Here is a 24181-nt window from a genome sequence, read left to right on the forward strand (position 1 = left end):
AATCGAAATGAAAATCACACCAATAACGAACTAGTTTATTTCTTAATTTATTTATATTACTTTATGCTTAAATACATTATTTTAATGTTATTCATGGGAATAAACCTTTATTCTCAATCAACGATTGTTTCACTTACAGGCTCTGTTAAGAATTATCTCACTGGCGAGCCTCTTGGGATTGACATTCGCGTTTTTAATTCTGAAGGCAAACAAGTTGCTATATCAAAAAGCAATTCGCTTGATGGGTACTACTTCCTGACTGGCTTACACCCGGACTCTGTTTACTTCATTCGTTTTATGGATTTTGCATATCTGTCTGACTCGCATGAATTTCAAGTGCCGAACACTACTAAATATCAAGAATATTCGCGAGATTTCCTTGTCAAGCCAAAAAAAGTCGGCTTAAAATTTCCACTCAAAGTAATTCCTTTTGATATTGGCAAATCAAAGCTTAGAAGCGGTGTGGATTATTTTTTGGGTGATATTGCCAATGTTATGAAAATGAATCGCCGGGTTAGTTTTAAAATTCATGCTTATCCTGATAAAGAGAACAATTCTGCTTTCAATCAGGAATTATGCAGCCAAAGAGCTGAGTCATTGAAAAAATATTTTATTGATAAAGGTGTAAATGTTGACAGGATTAATATTCAGGGATATGATAATGTTGACCCTCAGAATCCACCACCTAAAACCAAGCAGGCTAAAGGAAAAAGATATACCGGAAGTATTTATTTAGAGATAACCGGAACAAATTAAAATTATTAAATTCATTATTTTGTTATTATAAACATTTTTTTATGTAATAATAAAAATATTACTCCGTTACTTGATTAGTTTAAAATCCGAAACTCCTAAACAAAAAAATCGTATGATTAATAAGACATTAACTGTAGTATTATTTATATTACTTATGCCGATTTTGTCTTTTTCCTCATCAATGTATGAGAAAATTGACTCACTAACCAAATATGCAAGTATATTAGGCAGCTCAGATTATCATCAGGCTATTTCTTTGTGCGATTCAATAATTTACTTATGCATCAAACACGACTATAAGAAAGGTGAAGCAGAGGCATTGAGAATTAGAGGCAAGTCTCTTTTTTATGGAGTTCAATATTCAGAAGCTCTAAAACACTATGTAATGAGTAAGGAAAAGTTTGAAGAACTTAATGATTTGTTCGGTGTTGCAAATGTAAATAATAATATTGCTGTGGTTTATAGTTATTTGGGATTTGATGAGAAATCTCTTGAAATTGACCTCGAAAATCTAAAGCTTAGGGAAAGAATCAATGATTCATCGAATATTTCCGGTACTATTAACAATATCGGGGTAAATTATCGAAAACTTGGATTACCGGAAAAGGCGCTGGAATATTTTAGACAAGCTTATAATAAATCTATTAACCGCGAAGATTCGATTGCTTTCAGCAGAGTTTTAAATAATATTGGCTTGGCATTTCTTGACTTGAATATTTATGATTCGGCATATTTTTATTTTAATTATTCATTGGAAATTCGAAAAAAAATCAATGAGTTACAGGGGGTTAAGAATAGTTATCAGGGATTGGGAAACTATTATTTTGCAATCGGAAATTATACTATGGCAAAAACTTATCAAGAAAAAAGTCTTGATATTGCAAATAATTTAGGCATAGTTTATGAAATCGAGTCAATAACATCGGATTTGTCAAAAACATATGAAGCATTATCACTATTTGAGGATGCATTTAATGCTTTGAAATTAAACAAACAAATGACTGACAGCATAAAGACAAATGATGTTGCTTCACTATTGACGAGATTGGAAATGGAAAAAACTTTTGCCGTCGAAAAGAAAATCCGGATGCTTGAAGCAGAAAAAAATGAACTTGAAAATCAGGCAATAATTAAGAGTGAACGCATGCAGAAGTTGTTCTATTTAATTGGCTTGATTTTACTTTCTCTTTTAATTCTGAAAGCATATTTTGACTTGAGAAATAAGAAAAAGATAAACCGTGAATTACTTGATTATCAAAAAGAAATTATTAAACAAAAGGAAGAGATTTTAGTACAGCATGATTCTATTCTGGCTCAAAATGAATTGCTCGAGCAAATAAACAGCGAAAAAGATAAATTCTTCTCAATTATAGCTCATGACCTGAGAAATCCTTTTATGGCTTTTTTAGGATTAACAAAAATTTTATCAAATAACTTCATGCAGTTAACCCCAAATGAAATAAAAGAATATACAAATAATCTTTTTGATTCTGCTGAAAATTTACATAAATTATTAGAAAATCTTCTCGAATGGTCAAGAATTCAAAGAGGTATAATTAAGTTTAACCCTGAATATTGTATATTATCATTTATAGTTCAGCAGAATATCGAAATTCAAACTGAATTTGCACGCCAGAAAGGAGTGAAACTTATAAATCATATTCCTGCTAAACTAAATGTTTTTTGCGATATATCAATGATAAATACTGTACTAAGGAATCTAATATCAAATGCTATCAAATTTACTAATACCGGCGGTAAAATCGAAATAGCTGCAAACACTGATAAGAATAATGAATATGCCACTATTTTTGTAAAAGATTCAGGCGTCGGTATGGACTCAGAAACTATTGACAAGCTTTTCAGAATTGACCAAAATGTGACTAATGATGGCACTTCAGGTGAAAAAGGCACAGGACTTGGGCTTATACTTTGTAAAGAATTTATCGAAAAGCACGGAGCTGATATATGGGTTGAAAGCATATTAGGAGAAGGTTCGACATTTTTGTTTACTTTGCCGGCAAAACAGAAAATATAGAGCAAATGTTTAAAATCTCAAACTATAGTAATGATTGCATTTTTACCCTAAATAATTATCTTTAAAATACAATTTTTTTGAAATAATTTAGTTTATCTTTAAATATTAATAACTTTTACCAACATAACATTTTAACCATAATGAAAAATATAAAAAATTTATTATATATTAGTTTATTCTTGTTATTTGCGTGTTCAAATGAAGAAGAAAAACCAATTAATAACTCAGGTAGCAATTTAAGTTTCAAAATTGCAGTCTTCAGTGACCCGCACTATTTCGACCCTGACCTTGGTGATCCGGGTGAAGCCTATGATTTGGCTGCAGCCAATTCAAGAAAAATGATTAAGTATAGCGAGCAAATTCTAAATTCAGCAATCAATCTATTTTTGGAAAGTCAGGCTGAAATAATAATTATTCCCGGCGATCTCACAAAAGATGGTGAAAAGACAAGCCACCTTAAGTTTGCTGATATGATTCGAAAGCTCAAAAATGCAGGCAAGCATGTGTTTGTAGTTCCGGGTAATCACGATGTTGCAAATCCCGAAGCTTATGGATATTCAGCTACTGATAAATACAAAACTGAAAGCGTTTCTCCACAAGAAATTAAGCAAATTTACAATGATTTCGGGTATTCTGAAGCATTATATCAGGATGAAAATTCACTTTCTTATATTGCTGAACCAATAAAAGGTTTGTGGATTGTAGGAATGGACGCATGTCGTTACAGAGATAATACTGCAGAAAGTCATACTGTGGGTGGCAGATTCGACCAAAGAACACTGATTTGGCTTGAAGATTTGCTCAAGAAAGGAAAATCCGAAGGCAAGCTTATGCTTGGAATACTGCATCACGGTATATTGGAACATTTCGCAGGACAAAAAGTAAATCCGGTTACCTCCGAATTCGTGATAGATGATTACAAACAAATCTCAGAAATGTTTGCAAAAAACGATATGAAATTTGTTTTCACAGGACATTTTCATGCTAATGATATCGTCTCCGAGCAATTTGGCAATAATTTTCTATATGATATCGAAACAGGTTCGCTTCTTACCTACCCCGTTCCTGTTAGATTTATAAATGTAACAAACAGCGAAAGAATGGATGTCTCTACTGCATATATTGATAATGTTGCAATTGATACAAAAGGTATGACTTTTCAAAATTATGCAAAAGATTTTATCACAAATGACCTTGATAATTATGTAGCAGAGCTTCTAACAGCACAATTTCAGCTTGACAGTACTATTGCATCAGATTTTGCTTCAATTGGTGTTCAGGCTTTTCTGTCTCATTACAGAGGTGATGAAATTATAACAAGTGATGCAATTGATATAATCAATAAATATTCAAATAGTCAGGAAATTACTGTGATGTTGCTATCTGGAGTGATTCAGTCGCTATATACGGATTTAAACCCTGCTGATAATAACATTTCAATTGATATGAAAACCGGAAAAATTTTGAAATAAATTTTTTTTGTCATTTTCATATTAAAACCCCACTGTTTTCATAAATTTGTGGGGTTTTTTGCAGGTTATCACTTATATTTTATTATTTTTGAAAAATAATTTGAGATTTTTTTTAAGTTAATGTGTTACTATTATATATAGCCTTACAAATTTGGAAAAATTTTTGAAAAAGCTCGTTTTATTAATCGCTGTACTAAATATTTTTGCAATTAGCAACTTGCAGACCCAGTGGCTTGAAAAAGCAGGGTATTGGGAATTATCTGAAAAAATTCCTGACCTGCGGGATTTGAAAATTCTGCCGGATGAAAATCTAATCATCACTGTGAGCAAGGATAATACCATCCGCCACATCGAATACGACAGTGGTATAATCCTCAAATCCGGCAAACCCACCGAACTCACTGCAGACAACGACTACGCCAAAATCTCCAGCGATGGTAAAACGACTGTGGTGGCGAGGTATAAAATTGTTAGTGGTAGAAAACCACTAAAAGATTTAGAAATAGTTATTTTAAATAATAGTAATTTAACTCAAATTGGTCAATTTACCCTTAATAATGATTCGCTTTTAAAAGAAGAAAAACCGTCATATTTCAATTTGAATAGTTTTGAACTGATTGTAAAATATACTGATTATGATTATGAACATAAAAATTTAATTATTGCTATTGAGACTGGAATTGATTACAGATATCAGGATAGTTATCAAAATAGAACATACGGCTCTATATTTAAAATTAATTTTATCAATTCGCCAATAATAATAACAAAAAATATAAGTTATGCACCAAAATCCGTAATCAAACTGCAAAATTTAAAGAATTATAATTTTGCATATATTGGTTATGAGAATGGAGCATCAGGTTATTACGCTAAAGGTGGTACATATTTCAAAAAAAACTCACTTCAACTATTAGATAATAATATTATACGCTTAGTTCTTTTTGCATCATCATTCAGTGGAGATGGATATAACGAGGACAAAGGTTATCTTTGGCCCATGGAGCAAGTTTTGGAATCTAATAATGATTCTATTTTATATGTTAGAGGAGTTGGAAAACTTTACAACTTCAATTTAAATACAAAACGATTTACTGATTCCGTAGAAAGTAACTTTCTGAGAAGTAAAATATGGTTTTTAAAAAACACAAATTATATAAGTCATTTGAGTAATAATGTTTATTCAATATACGGCTCATTAAATTTAAAAAAGTTTATTGATTTCACGCTACCATCTGACTTTTTATATCCTCAACCATATATTGATGAGACCAATAACAGAACACTATTTACTCTGAAAGATAATCGTATTATTTACAAATCTTTTGATATTCTTAACGATATTCCTAAGGTTGGTTTTTACTGGAACAAAGATACAATTTATAAAAATGATTCAATTAATTTCAGAGCAGTGTCAAATATGGAGGGTTGTACTTATGAATGGAATTTCTCAGAAGGCGATTTAATCAGCACAAATGAAACTGATATAATACACACCTTCAAAAGTGCCGGTGTATATAGCGTTTCTCTTGATATAATCGAACCTAATGGAAACCGACATACTTTCATAAAGAATTCAATTATAACAGTATTGGAGAAAGTGAAAGCAGATTTTGAAACAACGATATCAAATAATGAATTACCCTTAAAAGTACAATTTACAGACAAAAGTCAGGGTACTATTGCCACTTGGTTATGGAACTTCGGTGATGGCAATACGTCAACTGAAAGTAATCCAATACACGAATATAAATTTCCGGGTGATTTCAGTCCGAGTTTAGTTGTAAGTGATGGAATTGACAAGGATTCAATCAAAAAGTATGAATTTGTATTATATATGATAAACACACCATCATTAAACAATAGTGACACTACTATTAAAATTAATTCAAAATTAGCACAATTCAGAAATGCTTTTAAAACTTTAGATGGTTTAAATTTAAATTGGACTAAAGAATACTTTGTACCTTATGGATACCTTGACTATGGAGAATACTATGCTGAAATTGGTTCAATTATTTATGATTATAATTTTTCTGAAATTAATAAATATGCTAAAACTCATTTTCTTTTTGAATATAACCAAAGATTAAATGCTCCTCAATTAATAAATTTCGAAAAGCTTGTTTACAGTATAAATATAGGATATTCAATAGGCACACATACATATAATTTTTCAAATAATGAATATAAAGAATTTTCTAAGTCTATATTTAGTTCGTCCGTTTTTATATTGGGTAATCGAAATAATTCTATCTTTTGGGTTTGCAATATGCCCCAAAATCCATTAATTATTAAGACCGATTACGATTTTAACATTTTATCAGAATTATCAATTCCGCCAAATGCAATACAATACCTTGCTGATACACTTGATAACGGATTAAATTTGATATTTAGAGAAATGAATAATGCCTATTCCTTTTTCTCTATTTCACCTCAGAATAAAATCAATTACGAAAATACCTTCACCCTTGATACAAATATCACTCTCACAAACATCAAATCCGTTCATGAAAATTTGATTTTACTGCATGGATATTACAAAGATGATAGGAACAAAACAACTTATGCGTACTTTGCGAAATATCATCCGCTTGATAATACTTTGAAAGATACAATTTTGTATAGCAGGACGGATATTCGGAAACTTGAGCGGGTGAATAATTCTACTTATGCCGCGATTGGTCAGAGCCGTGGCAGGCAGGGATATTTATTACTCGATACAAACCTGCACCAAATCATAGATGTTAGAGTTGATAGTTTGACCGGTGAAATCAAAGATATGATTTTGCATGATAATAAAGTTTACTTATTCACAGAAAAAATCGTATCACTTCCGACTATGGCATTAGGTGCAAAAGAAAGCTACCAGACAACTGCTTCAGTGCTTGGATTGCCCGAAGATATCATCGCATCTGTCGAAGATTCACCTATATTTTTCACTGAAAAGCTTACACATTCAGCTTATCCAAACCCGACAAGTGAAGTCCTGAACCTGAAAGTTTTGACAAATGAATCAGCAAATTATACAATCAAACTATATGACATTTTTGGCAATTCACTGCTGAATATACACGATGGATTTATTCCTGCCCACATTGAGAAAATTTTCAGCATCCCAACTACATCACTACCTGTCGGCTCATATTATTATGTGATTACCGGTGGTGGAAATGCAGAAAGAGGGAAAGTGATGGTGGTGAGGTGATAAAAATATTTTTATTGTTTAACGTCAATAAATCTAAATCATTTAATTAATTAATGGAACTTATATAATGACTATAGAAAGAACAGAGGATGAAATAATAGTCAGACTGCCTGTAACATTCGATATTGATGAGTTGCAAAGGATGATTGACTTGCTCGAATACAAGTCAATTGTGTCAAAATCAAAAGCAACTCAGGAACAAATTGATGAATTATCAAAAGATGTAAGTAAGTCTATTTGGAAAAAGATGGTTAGTGAGAGGACTACCGCCTGAAAATAGTTGTTGATTCAAATATTGTATTTAGTGGAGTTCTTAATATAAAAATCAAAAAATAGGGCATTTGTTGTTAGAAGGAATCAGTATATTTGATTTTTATTCAATATATCAATTTCAATAAAATCAATTTAAATTTACGGCAGTATAAATCCATCCATAACATCCACAACACTTTTTACCCTACCGAAGGGAGCAGAAATCTGAACACCCTGAATATATGATTTCATAATATCCAGTGTTTCACGTGCAATTTCAATGCCGACCTTAATCGAATCATCTTTTGAATCCTTATGTACTCTTAGCCGTTCGATTACAGATTCAGGTACATTGCAGCCGGGAATTTCGTTATTCATAAACTCAGCATTCCGGATTGATGTAAGGGGCCAAAGTCCTGCAATGACAGGTAATTTGATGTGTTGAATTTTTTCTAAGAAATTTTCAAATATTTTCAAATCAAATACAGGCTGAGTAACGATATACTCAGCACCAGCTTCAACCTTCCAGTCTAATCTGCGAATTTCCTCATCGAGATTGACAGCCCCTGGATTAGCTCCGACACCAATAAAATATCCTGTAGGAATTCCAATTGGCGAGCCGGAAATATCAAGCCCGTGATTGAGTCGATTGATTATATTAACAAGTCCGATAGAATCCACATCAAAAACGGCAGTAGCGTCGGGATAGTTACCAAGTTTTGGTGGGTCACCTGTAATAGCGAGAATATTCTTCAGACCCAAAGCGTAAGCTCCAAGCAAGTCAGACTGGATTCCGATAACATTTCTGTCACGGCAGACATAGTGCAGTACTGTTTCAATGCCCACTTGTGTTTGAATTTGAATCGCGAGTGAAAGAGCTGACATCCTTGCACTTGCACGAGGACCATCGGGAATATTAATGACATCAATTCCCTCATAGAACATCTCTTTAGCTTTTTCAATAACCGGAGCTGAAAGCAATCCGTGAGGCGGCAAGAGCTCAACAAAAGTAACAAAGTGACCGGCAGAAAGTCTTCTTGCCAGACGTGACTTTTGGGGCTTTTCAATTAAAACTACATCTTTTGGTGGAATGATATTAACTTTCTCGAACTCGTATTTTCTTTCTTCCTGCTTGATAGCATTGAGCATATTTCGCATACGTTTGATGTGCTCCGGTCCGGTACCAACACAGCCGCCAATGATACTTGCACCTGCCTGAACAAAATGCTTAGCGTATTCACCCATATATTCAGGTGAAGTAAGATAAATATTCCGACCATCAATATTTCGCGGCTTGCCTGCACTTGGCATTACAGCGAGAGGTTTGTCAGTAAGAGGACGAACACGTTCAAGCCAGCGAAGCATTACCTGTGGTCCGACTGTTGAATTTACTCCCAATACATCTGCTTTACTTTGTGATAGCATTGAAATTATAAATTCCGGCTCTGCACCTGTGAGAGAAGTGCAGTCTTCATCTATGGTCATTTCGGCAATAACAGGCAAATCGCAAATTTCTTTAGCTGCTTCGATTGCAACAAGAAGCTCTTCAGGATATATAAAGGTTTCAAAAATCAGCATATCCACACCACCGTCAACCAATCCTTCGATTTGCTCTGTGAAAGCTTCTTTTGCTTCTTCGACAGAAGTTATCCCGAGTGGCTCAATTTTGATGCCGAGAGGTCCTATTGCACCAGCTACATAAGCATCATTACCGGCTGATTCTTTAGCAAGTTTTGCACCCTGAAGATTAATTGTATAAACCTTGTCTGCGAGCTGATATCTACTTAACTTATATTTGTTAGCGCCGAAAGTATTAGTTTCAATTACATCTGCACCTGCTTTTAAGTACTCATCGTGAATTTGCTTTACAAGTGCAGGATTGGATAAATTGACTTCATCGAAACAACGATTTATGAATATTCCGCGATTATATAATTCTGTACCAAATCCACCATCGAATAATAAAACTCCGGATTTGATTTTATTTAAAATTTCGTTTATTTGCTGCATTTTGTATATTAAATGAAAAATTACTCAATTAAAAACTATAATAACGTTCAAAGACTTTGATATTATATTTATAGTAATTATCTTTGAATAATATTTGTTTGCATTTTTCAAATAATATGATTATAAAATATAATTTAAATACATCAGAACCAAATTACCCTATTCAAGCTAAAGGGTATTACTATACAATTTTTCTTGTTTTGATTTTCTCTGCATTCTCTGAAATATTACTCAGTCAGGATATAGAATATGTAACTGCAAAAGTAAAATCCGGTGATGGCATAACAAATTTATTAATGCGTTATGGCTTAGATGCTAATTCATACAATATAGATTTCATCAAAGAGAATAATTCTTCAAAAATTACTTCCCGCAATGGTTTGATGGTTGGAGAATATTATTTGCTTCCAATCAGAATTTATAAATATAACTCTAAAAGCATCAGAACTACTTTAGATATTTCAGATTATGAATTTGCTAAATCAATACAAAATTACAATTTGAAAATGCACAGAAAAGGATTAAAATCAGGTGATTATAGAAAAGATCTCATTCTTTGGCTACCACTTTCGATGTCATCAGATTCGAAAAAAACTTCAAATCAGACAAAGGAACTAAAAAACCTTACAAGTCAGGTTACGGAGCCACTTTTTGGAGATAATTATAAGATTGTTAAGATCATTAATCATACCTTAAAGGATTGTATTTTTTATATTGTCAGCGGACACGGTGGTGTTGATCCGGGTGCAGTGGGTTATAAAGACGGCATAGAACTTCATGAGGATGAGTATGCCTATGATGTTTCTCTGAGGCTGGCAAGAAGATTGATTGAATATGGAGCTGATGTATATGTGATTGTGCAGGACCCGAACGATGGAATCAGAGATGATAAGTATCTTAAAAATTCCTATGATGAATTTCATATTGGAAATGAAGCAATACCACTTCAGCAGAATGAGCGGCTGACAAGGCGAACAGCAATTATAAACGAGCTGTATAACAAAAATTTGTCCAGAGGTAAAAATCAGTATTGCATTGAAACTCATGTAGATTCAAGATATACAGGTAAAAATGTTGATATCTTCTTTTATTATAAAGACGGTAATACCGATGGCAAAACAATGGCTGAAAATCTTATGAAAACAATCAAGCAAAAATATGAAAAAGCCCAGCCCGGACGCGGGTATGAAGGCTCGGTTAGCTCTCGGGGACTTTATATGTTGCGTAATGTTAAACCTACTTCTGTATTTATCGAAATAGGGAATATTCAGAATCCACGAGACCAAATTAGAATTATCGAGCCAAACAATCGCCAGGCAATTGCAAATTGGCTAACCGATGGAATTATTTATACAATATCGGGAAAAAAATAACATAAAAACCACATTATTTTATTTTAATTTAGCAAATAGTGTTATATTTGTAATGAAATATTTTGCATTTTTGTCATTAATAATGGTATCATTATGAATATATTAGTAATTAACTGTGGAAGTTCATCGCTGAAATTCCAAATTGTACAAACGGATTTAGACCTAATCGAAAAACAGCAAGATGTGCAGCTTGCTAAAGGTTTAATCGAACGCATCGGTAGTCAGGCTCTAATTTCCTACAAAGCTGACGGACAGGCAACATATAAAACAACTGCCCCAATCCGCGACCATAAAGCTGCAATAATGCACTTGATTAACTGGATTACTTCTGAAGATTCGAAGATACCCGGCATCAACAGTCTTGAAGATATTCATGCAGTTGGTCACAGAACTGTTCACGGTGGCGAAACATTCAGCCAGTCGGTAAAAATTGATAACGATGTAATCAAATGTCTTGAAGACAATATAGATTTAGCTCCGCTTCACAACCCCGCCAATATCAAGGGTATAAAAGCAGCTCGGGAAGTTTTTGGGCTCTCTATTCCACAGGTTGGAATTTTTGATACATCTTTCCATCAGACTATGCCTGAGGAATCATATCTTTATGCTATTCCTTATCAGTATTACCGCAGGTATAAAATCCGTAAATACGGTTTTCATGGTACTTCACACAGATTTGTTTCATTCAGATACAGAGTTTTGGAAGGTGTAACTAAAGAAAAAACTAATATTATTACACTTCACCTTGGTAATGGTGCTTCAGCCTGTGCCATCAAAGAAGGCAAATCAATTGACACTTCAATGGGATTCACGCCGCTTGAAGGTTTGATTATGGGTACACGTTGCGGGGACATTGACCCGTCAGTTGTTGAATTTATTTCACACAAAGAAGCTTCAACCATGGACGAAGTATTCAATATGCTTAACAAACGCAGTGGTATTATGGGCATATCCGGTCTTACAAATGATATGAGAGACCTCTTGGAAGAAGAAGCAGAACATCAGGACAGACGCGCAATTCTTGCTGTGAAAATGTTTAGTCAAAGAATTAAAAAATACATAGGAGCTTATATTGCAGCTATGAATGGCGCTGATGCAATTTGCTTTACAGGTGGTATCGGAGAAAATGCAGTTGAAATCCGCGAAAGAGTATGCGAAGGTCTTGACTGGCTCGGCATAGAACTTGATAAAAAGAAAAATGCTTCAACTGTAGGCGGCAAAGAAGGCATTATCAGCAAGAAAGATTCAAGAGTGAAAGTTTACGTGATTCCTACAAATGAAGAGCTTATCATGGCTCGTGATACTTGCCGTGTTGTACTTAATGCACCTTTATCATAATTAATAGGAAAAAAAAATGTCACAAAATCCTTTTATAAATGAAATGCGTCAAAAAGCAAAAGCTGTTAATGCTACAGTTGCTTTCCCTGATGCTGAAGATTTGAGAACTTTACAAGCTTCTGAATATCTTCTTAAAGAGAGTATCGCTGTTCCTGTTTTGGTTGGAAATCCTGATAAAATCACAGGCGTTGCTAATGAAAACGGAGTTAATCTCGAGGGAATAATTATTCATGACCCTGAATCCAGTGATTTGCATAACGAATTTTCAAATTTACTATTTGAAAAGAGAAAAGCTAAAGGTATGACCATAGAGCAAGCGCAGGCAACAGTGAAAGACCCGCTTTATTTTGCCGGACTTTTGCTGGAAACTGACCGCGTAAAAGTTGTCGTTGGTGGAAATGTATCATCTACAGGCAATGTTATGCGTGCAGCTATTTATACAGTTGGTGTTGCCCCTGGTATATCAATTGTCAGTTCATTTTTTATAATGACATTCCCTGATAAAATGTTATGTTTTGCTGATTGTGCTGTAAACCCTGATCCAAATCCTGCTCAGCTTTGCGATATAGCAATCAGCTCAGCTACAAATTTTCAGGCAATTACAGGTGTCGAACCTAAGGTTGCAATGCTTTCATTTTCGACTAATGGCTCTGCTGAACATGACTTAGTCACAAAAGTCAAAACTGCTGCTTCAATGATGAAAGAAAAGGCTCCTCACATACCATCAGATGGTGAGATGCAACTTGATGCAGCTATCATACCTGCTATCGGTAACAAGAAATTCCCTGGAAGTAAGGTAGCCGGCAATGCTAATGTACTTGTATTCCCCGATTTGAATGCTGGAAATATCGGCTACAAACTAACTGAAAGATTAGCCGGTGCTGAAGCTGTAGGACCAATTGTACAAGGTTTGAAGAAACCTTATTGTGATTTATCACGAGGATGTTCGACTGATGATATGATAACTGTATCCGCAATTTGCAGTTTGATGGCGAAGTAGTTTATTTAATAAAAAAAATTGGCTGTTTCAATAGTATAATTTACAAATTGAAACAGCCATTTTTATAAATTCAAAATTTTGTAAGTTTTATCTTATGATATTGATTTTTTCAGTTCGGATATACCAAGGAGAATAAAGGATTAGCTGATATGCTCCGGTAGAGAATTTATCAAGATTTATTTTATAATTGAATTCATCTGAATCCGAATCATCTCTTTGCCAAGTAACTATTTCTTTCATATTTCCTGAAGAGTTTAGCAAAACAAGCCTGAATAATCCTCTCTCAGTGGAATATACCGAGATGTTTACTTCAGAATCAACTACTGGATTAGGATAAACAGACATTTTTGTGGGCTTAAAGACCTGAATAGGTCTTATTGCCAAAGTGCATGACTCTAAAATCAAATCACCTGAATCGAAAGTATTTTTAAATAACTCATTGCCCCAATCAATTTTGTTTATAACAAACTCGCCCGGCTCGGTATCACCCACGAGAACTTTACCTTTCAGTCGGAAAATATTATTCTCATGAGAAGATAAATTAACCGATACGCCCTTGATTGAAATATAACGAATATTATCAATAATGAAATTTTCAATTATTTCACCGTTTGTTACAGATTCAGGATAGAAATAGTTTGCGGGAAAACTTAAATCAACTTTAAAGGGCATCCTGAATGATGTATCGGTTTGTGTTGAGATAATAGTTCTTACCGGAATTTCGATTATTTCAGCAGGACTTGCTTTCAGCGACAAAATTTGAGATTTGACAGGAACTATAATATCGCCCTTAATTTCAGCATAATACTCCATTATACAATACGGTGATACAACTTCAACAACAAAAGTATCAATAATTTTAACAGGCTTTTTACTGAAAATTTCAATCTTAAATTCTCTTTTATCACCTGATTTAATTATATTGTTTTGTTTAATATTATCAATTATTTTTAATTGGTAAGAATTTGCGGCTATAAAAATAGAGTTTACTGCCAAATCCTCCATTCCGAAATTAAAAAATTCAAGATTGATAATATGCGGCTTATCAATTGGAATTTCGAAGAAATGCCCTGCGGATACATCTGTAAAACCGGAATTTGTAATCAAGCCTTTGACAACAATCGTATCTTTAGATGAACATCCATTGGGATAAAAAGTCTCCAAATAATATATTCCTGGATAGGAAATTGTAGTTTGCCAGCCTTTGCTTCCATTCGACCAGTAATATTCCAAAGTGTCACTTTTGATTGAAGCTTCCAGTTTGGAAAATGTATTTTGACAAATTAATGTATCTCCTTTAATTCTAACCTGAGGAGCATCCTTAATTACAATTTCCACACTATCAGAAGAAATATAATCGCGGTATTTAGCTATAACTTTATATATTCCATTCATTTGGAAATTTGCCTCAGTCAGGGAAATATTTTTATTTGTTGAGTAGAAACCATTTGGACCAAACCATTCAAATTCAGCACTGTCAAAATCAGACTGCAACAAAGCTCTTAACCTGAGAGGGTTGTGCTGACAAGTTTCACTGTAATCAATTTTCACCTTAAACTGATACAAACTTTGGTTCAAATTTGGTAGCCCTAATCTTGACCTTACACCAAAATCACTACCAAGAAAAACCCCTTCCCTGATATATATACAAGAATCACCGTGTTTTTCAGGATATGGAATTACACCCAGATGCCTTTGCTCGTTCTGAGCGACGTAAATTTTACCATTTGGAGCAAGCTGAAGCGCACCGATAGAATGAACATTGGGAACAGAAGCTACCAGATGTTGACTTGCTTTTATTGAATCAGCATCATGTATAGATACATCATACTGATATATCGTGTTTGTACTATAATCAGTCACATAAATTAGTTTCCCGCTTGGAGAGAACTCAAGCCCGTAGTTATTAACCCTGTTGTCGGTTGAAATTTGAATTGAATTGCTTAGTACGCCGCTTTCATTGTCAAATTCCTGTAATTCAATAAAATTGAATCCTTGTACTACATAAGCAATCTTGTCACCTTTGGGTGAAGATTTAATGTGTCCTATATATTTATCGGCATCACCCATGTGTCCGGTAAGGCTTTCGCTGATAATACTTTTTGTAATGCCATTTTCAGTGAGTAAATATGCAAGTACATTTTTGTTTCCCCATTCGTGGCTTAATATCCATATGTCTTCGTCGTTTTGATGAAAAACGGAAGTAAGTTTTTCAGTTATCGGAACATGAAGAAGTACATTATACTCAATAATATCACCAAGTCCGTCATTTAGATGCATATCCAAGACAGAATATCGCAAACCTCTGTTTTCATAGAGTGAAGGGTCAATATTTTCAATATATTTACCTGCATCGGTTGTGAATATATAAAAAATATTATAAGATTTCGGCTTTCGGACAATTAGAACACTTTGAGTAGAGGAATAATGACCTGTAAGCTCCTGTTCCCTGTTTATTATCTTATTGTTTCTATTCCATACTCTAACTCCATCTGTATAGAAAAGCAAGTTGCCGTTTGTGTCTGAAATTGATGAGCATCCCTCAAGTGTACTTAATCCGGAGTTACTAATTGGAACCGGATTGCCGTCGGGCGTATTGAAAGTAAGAGCGGCGTTATCACCCAAATGCCAATTTACAGTCTCATTTCTCGAGTCAGATATTGAGACCATTACAAAAAAACTAAATAATATTAAAAGTAAAAATTTCAATTTACTAATCTTTAATTACAAGTATTCTTTCGGTAATAATATTCCAAGGTGATTTTAAAACTACCTGATAAATACCTTGGATATATTTATCGGGATTAATTTGAATAATTTGTAAGTTCATATTTTCAAAACTATTAAGCTCATAACTTTCAATTAATCTTCCGTCAACTGAATATATATCAACAAAATGTTTGCCAACTTCCTGAGATTCGATAATTATTTCTGTAAATGCCCTTACAGGATTAGGACTAATTTTCATATTCAACGGTTTGTATGTTTTAATAATTCTATAATCCTGAAAACATCCTTCAATACTCAGCGAACCCTGTGAAATTGTATAATGAATAAAATCAGAGTTCAAATCAATATCTTTTATCAATATTGGACTTGGAGCTTCCTTGCCAACAAGTACTGTGCCACATACTTCTATATTGCGACTTGTTCCTGCCGGAAAAGCACTCTCATCCATTTTTAAACGTAAAGTTCTTATGCTGTCAAGATATAGTTTCTCAAGTAAAATACCACCGTTGACTGATTCAGGGAAAAAATGTTCAGGAATCATATCAAGACTGAATTCAGGAGAATAAATTATATCGCCGGAGTTTCCACAAGTAGATTTTACATTTATCGGAATACATATTTTATCGCCGGGTGCAGCAGTCATTTCCGGTGCTGAAAATTCAAAATTTGAGTATACTTTTAAATAAATCGGTATAGAAAACCTTGAATAGCAAGGCTTTTCGATAGTAATTACAATTTCACCATTATAAATTCCCGGTTTATTCAATCCGGGAGTAAATGACACGTTATGGACATAAACTCCTTCTGAAACATTATCAATAGTCTGATTTACATCAAAAACAAAATCATCACCAAAATACTCAAAATCGGTAAACTCAATTACTTCTGACGAGTTATAAATGATTTCAAGTTCTTGTAAAGACAAATCACCAACGCAAAGAGAGTCAATTCTTAATTCTCGTTTTGAAAATTCAGCCGACAGACTTATATCAGTTACTACAACTTCTGCAGTATCTTTACAACCGTAATCATTTTCAACAATCAGTTCATACTTTCCTGCTGAGTAAACTCTAATAAAATCAGTCGTATCGCCTGTTGACCATTTATAAGATTTATATCTTGAATTAGACTGTAATGTTAGAGAATCATTTAAACATAAATATGATTTATCAGCATTGATTGTTAAATTAATTTCTTCAGCCACAAAAACTTCAACTTCGCTGCTATCTTTGCAACCGAATTGATTAGTAATTATTAATTTATATTTTCCACTTTCTTTCACTGTAATAAATTGCTCATTGCTTCCTGTTGACCAAAAATAATTATAATCCGGTTCTGCAAACTTACTTACCAGGTTTACTGAATCACCATAACATAAAATCAGAGAATTATTATACTCAATATCAGCAACAGGATTATCATAAAATATTATCATAACTGAAGCCGAATCCATGCAATAGCCCTGATTTGTTACATACATTTTATAGTAACCGGACTGACTTATTTCACGTGACAATTCAGGATAACCATCAGCCCAGATGTACTTCCATACAGAATTTGTATCGTTTGGATAAAGTAAAGTTATTTCACCTGAACAAAGTCTTATTGTGTCTTTTAAATTTAAATCAACTACCGGTGATTCCACTTCATTTACATAGACAGAATCAGTGCCGCTGCAACCACCGCTTCTTGTAACTGTAACGGAGTAGAAACCTGCTTTATTAACAAAAATTGACGCAGTAGTATCACCTGTAGCCCATTTAAACTTATAATCCCGTAATGGAGTATAAATATCTTTATCAAGTGATAATTCGATTCCCTGACCGCTGCAAATTGTAGTTTCGTCTTCAAATATGATAGATAAATTATCGGCATTATCAATATCAACAAAGACTGTATCTGTAGGACATCCCGCCGGATTTGAAATGAGTAACCAATATCTGCCCGGACTATTGATTAAAATTTCGCTTTCATTTGAACCATTTGACCATTCATAAATATACTCAGGTGCCTTGTATCTTGAGCTCAGCTTAATTATTTCAGGCGGGCAAATTGTATTTGGTCCTGAAATTTCAGCAACAGGATAATCATAAACATTAATAATTGTAGAGTCAGCTTGGAAAAACTGCCCGTCAACCGATACCCGACAGACATATTTTCCTGAGTTTGCAAGTCCTGCTTTAGGAATAACAGGGTTTGGCAAATTAGATCGAAAACCGTTAGGTCCGGTCCAATCATAAACATAATCTTCATCTTCAGGATATACTATAGAGAATAATTCCAGTGAATCCCCATCGCCAAGACAAATTTCCCTGCCATAAATATCAACACTGTAGTAAGTTCCGGTAATTATATTATTTGGGAGTCCGAAAAGTGATAAAGCTCCATTTAATCCAAAAGCACGTTTGTTAAATCTACAATATGGAGAGGGAACATTAGGCTTATCTATTACAGCCAGCATTGTATCATATGATAGCGCCATATAAATCTTTCCGTTTGGAGCAAGCTGCATTTGACCGAATTCCTGAAAGCTGAAATCCAAACTATCATAAACTAAATTCAAGCTGTTGGAAATCTTTAAGGAGTCAAATTCTGAAACATCAAATTGGTAAATACGACCAAAGAGATTATTTACATAAACAAATTTATTATTTGATGAAAATTCAAGACCGTATAGTGCAGTAACCTCCTCCTGGACAGGAATACCCAAATAACCTGTAAAAACTCCGCTTGAATTATCAAATCTGTATAATTCTAAATTATTAGCTCCATAAACAACATTCCCCATCAAATCACCTTTTGGATTAAATTTCATCTGTCCAAGTGAAAATTCAGGTGAGGCAGGAAATGGAAAATAGGTTGGTCCGATATTGAATATTTTAGTATCAACAATACCCCCTTCAGAAAGGAGTGATATAATAAATTTATTATCATTCATACCTCGTGCAATAATCCAGTAGTCTTCATTATTTGCGTGTCTTACAGCAGTCAATTTTTCTACAACAGGTGAGTGCAAAACCATATTTTTAACTATAACTGCACCTCTTCCCTCATCTTCATTCATATCAACAATCGAGAAACAATGTTCGTGCTCAGACTCACCTTCATAAGGTCCTTTATCGGTTGTGAAAATATAGAAAATATTTTGAGAGCCCGGCTTCTTTAAAATCAAGGCTGATTGAGTGCTGGAGTTATGTCCTTTTAGGTCTACTCCGTTAATCATAATGTCATGATTTTTATTATAAACATATACACCGTTTGTATAAAAAAGAAGATTTCCATCGGGGTCTGATATTGATGCACAACCCTCTAAGGTATATAATTTCCCGTCGTTTAGAGTTGCAGGTATTCTGTTTGTTGTATTAAAAGTCATTCCGGCATTTCTTCCAAAATACCAGTTATCCCAAATTTTTGGGTTATTAGAGTATAAATCTGAAATAAATAAAATTATTACAAATAAACTACATAATATATTTTTGAACATATCTTCAGCATACTATTTTACAATAATCAATTGTGAGCTGTTAACATACCATGGAGACAAAAGCCTCAAAGTATAGACTCCACTTGGGAAATCAAAAGTTGATACTTTATAATCACGCATAAATAATTCACCGTCGGAACTCTCCCATTTGTCAATCAAAAAAGAAGTTCCAGTTGAGTTAATCAACTCTAATACAAATATACCTCTTTCTTGGGAAATAACATCAATTTTCATAAAATCTGTTGCAGGATTGGGAGTAATATTAACAGAAGTTGAAATAAATGATTTTATAGTTCTGATATCAATGGCACAGGCATCGGTTTTAATTGAGCCATGCTCATAACTTCCTCCAATTGGATCAGACCATTCAAATTCGGAAATTTTAACTTCAGATGGTATTTCACTACCTATCATTGCCACGCCGCATACCATTCCTAAAGTGCCACTAATACTTGACAAATTCAAATTATCAAACATGATTTCAAGTAGTCTTTTTCCATTGACTATTTCATTTCGTAATATTCTTCCGATGGATAAATCAATTGGCAAAAAATACTCTGAATCGAATAACAAAATAATTCGGGCACTTCCGTTGAAATTTATAGTATCAGTACATTCAAATTTATAATAAATATCAAAACATATCGTATCACCGGCTATTGCATCAACTTCAGGTAGTGATATTATACTTGTAAAATTGCTGCTACCACTTATGAACAATTCCAATGAATCAGGACAATAATGCTGATAATACACTTTAAATTTTCCGATAAAATTTCCTCTGTTTAATGGCTTAAAAATTAAAGGTAACTGAAGGGATTCACTAGCTGAAACCAACTGTCCTTCAGGATTTGAAGTCAATTCAAATTCATCAGAACCTTCGTAAATCACCTTATGAATTTGTATTGCAAAATCTGAATTATTTTTTATAAATGATGACATTTCAGAAGTTTGACCGGGACATATTAAATCAAAATTCAGATTTTCGGCTTTAACATCAATAAATGTATTGAATTCAGGTACATAAATTGAATCTTCAGCTATGCAGCCATCATCTGAAATTGCAGTTACTTTAATAAATCCGGGATTGTAAACTTTGATTTCATTTCCAGTACTTCCGTCTTCCCAAATAATCTCATTATAGTCACCTGAAACACGGACAATCAACGAGTCATTATTGCATAAATATGGAATATCCAATGATAATACAATTTCCGGTATTTTTGCCGAAATAATTTCAACACTGTCGGTTGAAAAACATCCGGTCTTATTCGTTACAGTCAAATAATACATTCCCGGTTCAGTTACATCTATAATCTCTCCTGATTTTCCATCAGACCATAAATAAATGTTATCTGCATCAAAATCAGCAACTTTTAAAGAAGTCGTTTCGCCAATACAAAGTTTATTCCTGCCATCAATTATAATTTTGGCAGCAGGTGCATCAACAACTTTCAACTCAAATTCAGCACTGTCAATGCATTGTCCGGCATTTAAAGCGTAAAGTTTATAAGTTCCTGATTCAGAAATTATTCTTGGAATTTCATAAGAACCATCATCCCAATAATAAACCCAATTGTTTACAATACTATCAGGTTTAACTTCAATATTATCACCTTGACAAATAGTTTGGGGTGCGTCGTAATTAAGCATGAGAACTGGTACCTCGTAAAAACTTGTTCTAACTGTGTCGTAACCCTGACAGCCGGAAGAGTGAACTACAAAAACACTGTATTCACCATCAGAGTCTATATCAATAGATTTGGAAGTCTCCCCTGTTGACCATAGGTAAGATAAATTCGACTGATTGCCCTGATAATTCACACTTGCAGTTAGTGTAAGAATTTCTCCGGCGCAAGCTGTTGTTCTACCCGTAATTTTAACAGGAAGTCCTTTTCCTAATTCAATATTTATTGAAATTGTATCACTACATCCAAACTCATTTATAACAACTAAAAAATATTTGCCGGAATTAAAAATTGTCAGATTTTCCTTAGTTGATGAGTTATTAAGCCAGAGATACCGATAATTATCACCTTTAGGATTAGCAGATAAAATCAGTGAATCAGCATTGCAAATATTTTCTTCATCCAAAATCATAATTTCCGCTTTAGGTTTAGGATTAATCTGAATTTCAAACTCCGATTCTGATTGACAACCATCTTTGTTTATGGCTATTACTCTGTAAATTCCTGAATCAGAAATTTTTCTCGGAAAATCTTTGTTACCATCTGACCAAACATAATTTACTAGCGAATCTTTATTATTGACATCTACACTGATTGACTGACCTTCACACAATTCGATGTAACCATGAATATTTAATTCGAGTTTTGGATTTTCAGACCTTGTGACGGTTACTTCATCTGTGTAAACACATTGATTTTCAATTGTTACAAGAACTGCATAAGTACCGGTTTTGTTGACTGAAATTTCACTTGTCGAATCACCTGTTGACCATAAATATTTATATTTTAAAGTGGAGTCATAAGGTGTAACTTCGGCTCTTAATTTGGCTAACCCTTCTGAACACCAAATTGTATCTCCTAAAATTTTCACCTTGATATTATTGTATCGAACGACAGTAATTGTTGAAGAATCCTTACATCCGATTAAATTTGATATTACCAATTTATACTCGCCAGGCTCATCAACTGTTATTTGAGGTGTAGTTGCTCCGGTTGACCACCAGTAACTATATTCATCATCCTGCTCTCGAGAATAAAGCTCAACTGAGTTATTTCTGCATATAAGTCTATCTCCCTCTATTACTGCTTCAGGTGCATCAAGAACAGTAAGATAAACTTCTGCGCTATCAACACAACCATACTCTGAAGTAACGTATAATTTATACAATCCTTCCTGATTGACTGTTATAAATGGAGAACGACTGCGATTGCTCCAAATGTAGCTAAAATTATTGTTCAGAGTGTCACAGGTAAATACAGTAAATCTTCCTTTACAGATAGTTTTTGTGCCGTTTATACTTATATTAATTTGTTTGCCGATTCTTAAAAAAATTGAATATCTTGTTATTAGTTCCTGTCCATCTATATTGTAAACAGCTGTAAGTAAATATGTTCCTGAATCAGAAAGTGCGATATTCTCAATGACCGGCTTTGGAGATATTGATTGAAATCCATTTGGTCCGGTCCAATAGTAAGATGATTCATAGCGAATGGTATCATATAAAAAATCATCAGTATCCAAAATAACATCAGAACCTTCGCAGGCAGCAAAACTTTTGTAATTATCCGGACTTTTAAATACTTGTGGCAATCCTAATTGGCTCAGACTGTCATTTAGAAATACATTCCTTTCGAGAAATCTTGCACCGTTGCCCAAAGTATTTGGCGAATCAATAATATGAAGGTATGAAACATTAAGGGGAGCTAAATATATTTTATTATTTATGCTACGTTGCAATGTGCCAACATGACCTTCATTATGAGCTAACTGCAAAAAAGATGATTGGATTGCATTCTTATCATACTCAGAAACATCAAATTGGTAAAGAGAATAAAATCCAAAAGGGCTCTTGCTACGGGTTATGTATAAAACTTTTCCGTTTGGTGAAAATTCTGCACCGTAAAGACTATAATTATCCGGAATATCTATTTGGATTCGATTATAAAAAACACCTGATTTATTATCAAATCTAAACAATTCCACAAATTCGGCTTCATAAGCAGGAAGAGCCGCAACACTGCCATTAGGTGAAAACTTCAAACATCCGATTGTATTATTATTTGATGTACGTGTAAAACCAATTGATGTAATTACAGTATCTTTAATTCCGTCTTCAGTGATAAGATATGCATAAAAATTATTATTTTTCCAGCCACGCGCAACAACCCAAATATCAATTCCATTGGCATGATAGGTTGCACTCAACTGCTCAGAGGCTGTTACAATCAGCGGAACATTAAACTCTATAAAGTCGCCTTTACCTTCATTAAGAGTAATATCAATAACAGAATAATTGATTCCGCGATTTTTTTCGCCTGTATATTCGCCTGCGTCCGCAGTAAACAAATAATATAACGTTGAGCTTCCGGGTTTTGGAAAAAGTATTGCTGATTGCGATGATGATTGGTGACCTGAAAGTGGAGTACTTGGAGTATTAATCATCTCATTGCTACCATTGTAAACAAATACTCCATTTGTGTAAAGTAAAACATCTCCCTGAGCTGATGATACTGAAGCAACACCCTCAAATTGTGCTATTCTATTACCAAAACGGAATTGAGGTTCATTATTTGGAGTGTTGAAAGTTAAACCGGCAAAATTACCAAAAAACCAGTTAGAATACTCTAACTGACCTTTTGCCATCGTGACTGCAAGTATAAAAAAAATAATTCGTAAAAATAATTTCAACTCAATACTCCTTTTGCAAGGAAACCGATGACATTTAGTTACCGGAACTGCCACTTAAATTTTAAATATCGTATCTTAATCCATCATAGTTATGTCATATTCTAAACTAAACATATCATTAATATTCTATAAATAATCTG

At 33.7% G+C, this 24181-nt stretch carries 12 protein-coding genes; 8 read left to right on the plus strand and 4 right to left on the minus strand.

The window, feature by feature from the left end:
- Nucleotides 1-63 precede the first annotated feature (63 nt).
- From KF896_04075 to KF896_04095, 5 genes are all read left to right on the plus strand, one after another.
- The gene (locus KF896_04075) at nt 64-756 is read left to right on the plus strand and encodes an OmpA family protein (GenBank protein ID MBX3042874.1); all 693 of its coding nucleotides are present in this window, start codon (nt 64-66) and stop codon (nt 754-756) included.
- 112 nt (nt 757-868) lie between these two features.
- A complete protein-coding gene (locus tag KF896_04080; GenBank protein ID MBX3042875.1) occupies nt 869-2794 on the plus strand; it encodes a tetratricopeptide repeat-containing sensor histidine kinase in 1926 nt (641 codons plus the stop codon).
- 140 nt (nt 2795-2934) lie between these two features.
- Nucleotides 2935-4266, plus strand: coding sequence for a metallophosphoesterase (locus KF896_04085; GenBank protein MBX3042876.1), 1332 nt, complete (start codon nt 2935-2937; stop codon nt 4264-4266).
- A gap of 163 nt (nt 4267-4429) precedes the next feature.
- On the plus strand, nt 4430-7477 hold the full coding sequence (locus KF896_04090) for a PKD domain-containing protein (GenBank protein MBX3042877.1): 3048 nt from the start codon (nt 4430-4432) through the stop codon (nt 7475-7477).
- Nucleotides 7478-7544: 67 nt separating this feature from the next.
- Nucleotides 7545-7751 (plus strand): hypothetical protein, encoded by a 207-nt coding sequence (locus KF896_04095; protein ID MBX3042878.1) that lies wholly within the window; start codon nt 7545-7547, stop codon nt 7749-7751.
- Nucleotides 7752-7888: 137 nt separating this feature from the next.
- Here the strand turns inward: KF896_04095 and KF896_04100 are convergent, their stop codons facing one another.
- Entirely contained in the window at nt 7889-9739 is a 1851-nt protein-coding gene (locus tag KF896_04100) for a bifunctional homocysteine S-methyltransferase/methylenetetrahydrofolate reductase (GenBank protein MBX3042879.1), read from the minus strand.
- 116 nt (nt 9740-9855) lie between these two features.
- Between KF896_04100 and KF896_04105 the strand changes: the two genes are divergently transcribed.
- The 3 genes from KF896_04105 to pta all read left to right on the plus strand — a co-directional run bounded on the left by KF896_04105 (nt 9856) and on the right by pta (nt 13450).
- Nucleotides 9856-11112, plus strand: a complete 1257-nt coding sequence (locus KF896_04105) for an N-acetylmuramoyl-L-alanine amidase (protein ID MBX3042880.1) — start codon at nt 9856-9858, stop codon at nt 11110-11112.
- Between the two features lie 90 nt (nt 11113-11202).
- Complete coding sequence (locus KF896_04110) at nt 11203-12450, plus strand: acetate kinase (GenBank protein ID MBX3042881.1); 1248 nt, start codon at nt 11203-11205, stop codon at nt 12448-12450.
- Nucleotides 12451-12466: 16 nt separating this feature from the next.
- A complete protein-coding gene (pta, locus tag KF896_04115; protein ID MBX3042882.1) occupies nt 12467-13450 on the plus strand; it encodes a phosphate acetyltransferase in 984 nt (327 codons plus the stop codon).
- A gap of 87 nt (nt 13451-13537) precedes the next feature.
- Here pta and KF896_04120 read toward each other — a convergent pair whose 3' ends face one another.
- From KF896_04120 to KF896_04130, 3 genes are read right to left on the minus strand one after another with little or no spacing between them, the layout of a single operon-like run.
- Nucleotides 13538-16120 (minus strand): hypothetical protein, encoded by a 2583-nt coding sequence (locus KF896_04120; protein ID MBX3042883.1) that lies wholly within the window; start codon nt 16118-16120, stop codon nt 13538-13540.
- 43 nt (nt 16121-16163) lie between these two features.
- Nucleotides 16164-19664 (minus strand): T9SS type A sorting domain-containing protein, encoded by a 3501-nt coding sequence (locus KF896_04125; GenBank protein MBX3042884.1) that lies wholly within the window; start codon nt 19662-19664, stop codon nt 16164-16166.
- Nucleotides 19665-19676: 12 nt separating this feature from the next.
- Nucleotides 19677-23996, minus strand: coding sequence for a hypothetical protein (locus KF896_04130; protein ID MBX3042885.1), 4320 nt, complete (start codon nt 23994-23996; stop codon nt 19677-19679).
- Between the last annotated feature and the right edge of the window lie 185 nt (nt 23997-24181).

Source organism: Ignavibacteriota bacterium, from assembly GCA_019637995.1.
Taxonomy (GTDB): Bacteria; Bacteroidota; Ignavibacteria; order Kapaibacteriales; family UBA2268; genus JANJTB01.

Coding starts and splice junctions, on each gene's coding strand:
- KF896_04075 (MBX3042874.1), top strand. CDS start 64: ATGCTTAAATACATTATTTTAATGTTATTCATGGGAATAAACCTTTAT.
- KF896_04080 (MBX3042875.1), top strand. CDS start 869: ATGATTAATAAGACATTAACTGTAGTATTATTTATATTACTTATGCCG.
- KF896_04085 (MBX3042876.1), top strand. CDS start 2,935: ATGAAAAATATAAAAAATTTATTATATATTAGTTTATTCTTGTTATTT.
- KF896_04095 (MBX3042878.1), top strand. CDS start 7,545: ATGACTATAGAAAGAACAGAGGATGAAATAATAGTCAGACTGCCTGTA.
- KF896_04100 (MBX3042879.1), bottom strand. CDS start 9,739: ATGCAGCAAATAAACGAAATTTTAAATAAAATCAAATCCGGAGTTTTA.
- KF896_04105 (MBX3042880.1), top strand. CDS start 9,856: ATGATTATAAAATATAATTTAAATACATCAGAACCAAATTACCCTATT.
- pta (MBX3042882.1), top strand. CDS start 12,467: ATGTCACAAAATCCTTTTATAAATGAAATGCGTCAAAAAGCAAAAGCT.
- KF896_04120 (MBX3042883.1), bottom strand. CDS start 16,120: ATGGTCTCAATATCTGACTCGAGAAATGAGACTGTAAATTGGCATTTG.
- KF896_04125 (MBX3042884.1), bottom strand. CDS start 19,664: ATGTTCAAAAATATATTATGTAGTTTATTTGTAATAATTTTATTTATT.
- KF896_04130 (MBX3042885.1), bottom strand. CDS start 23,996: ATGGCAAAAGGTCAGTTAGAGTATTCTAACTGGTTTTTTGGTAATTTT.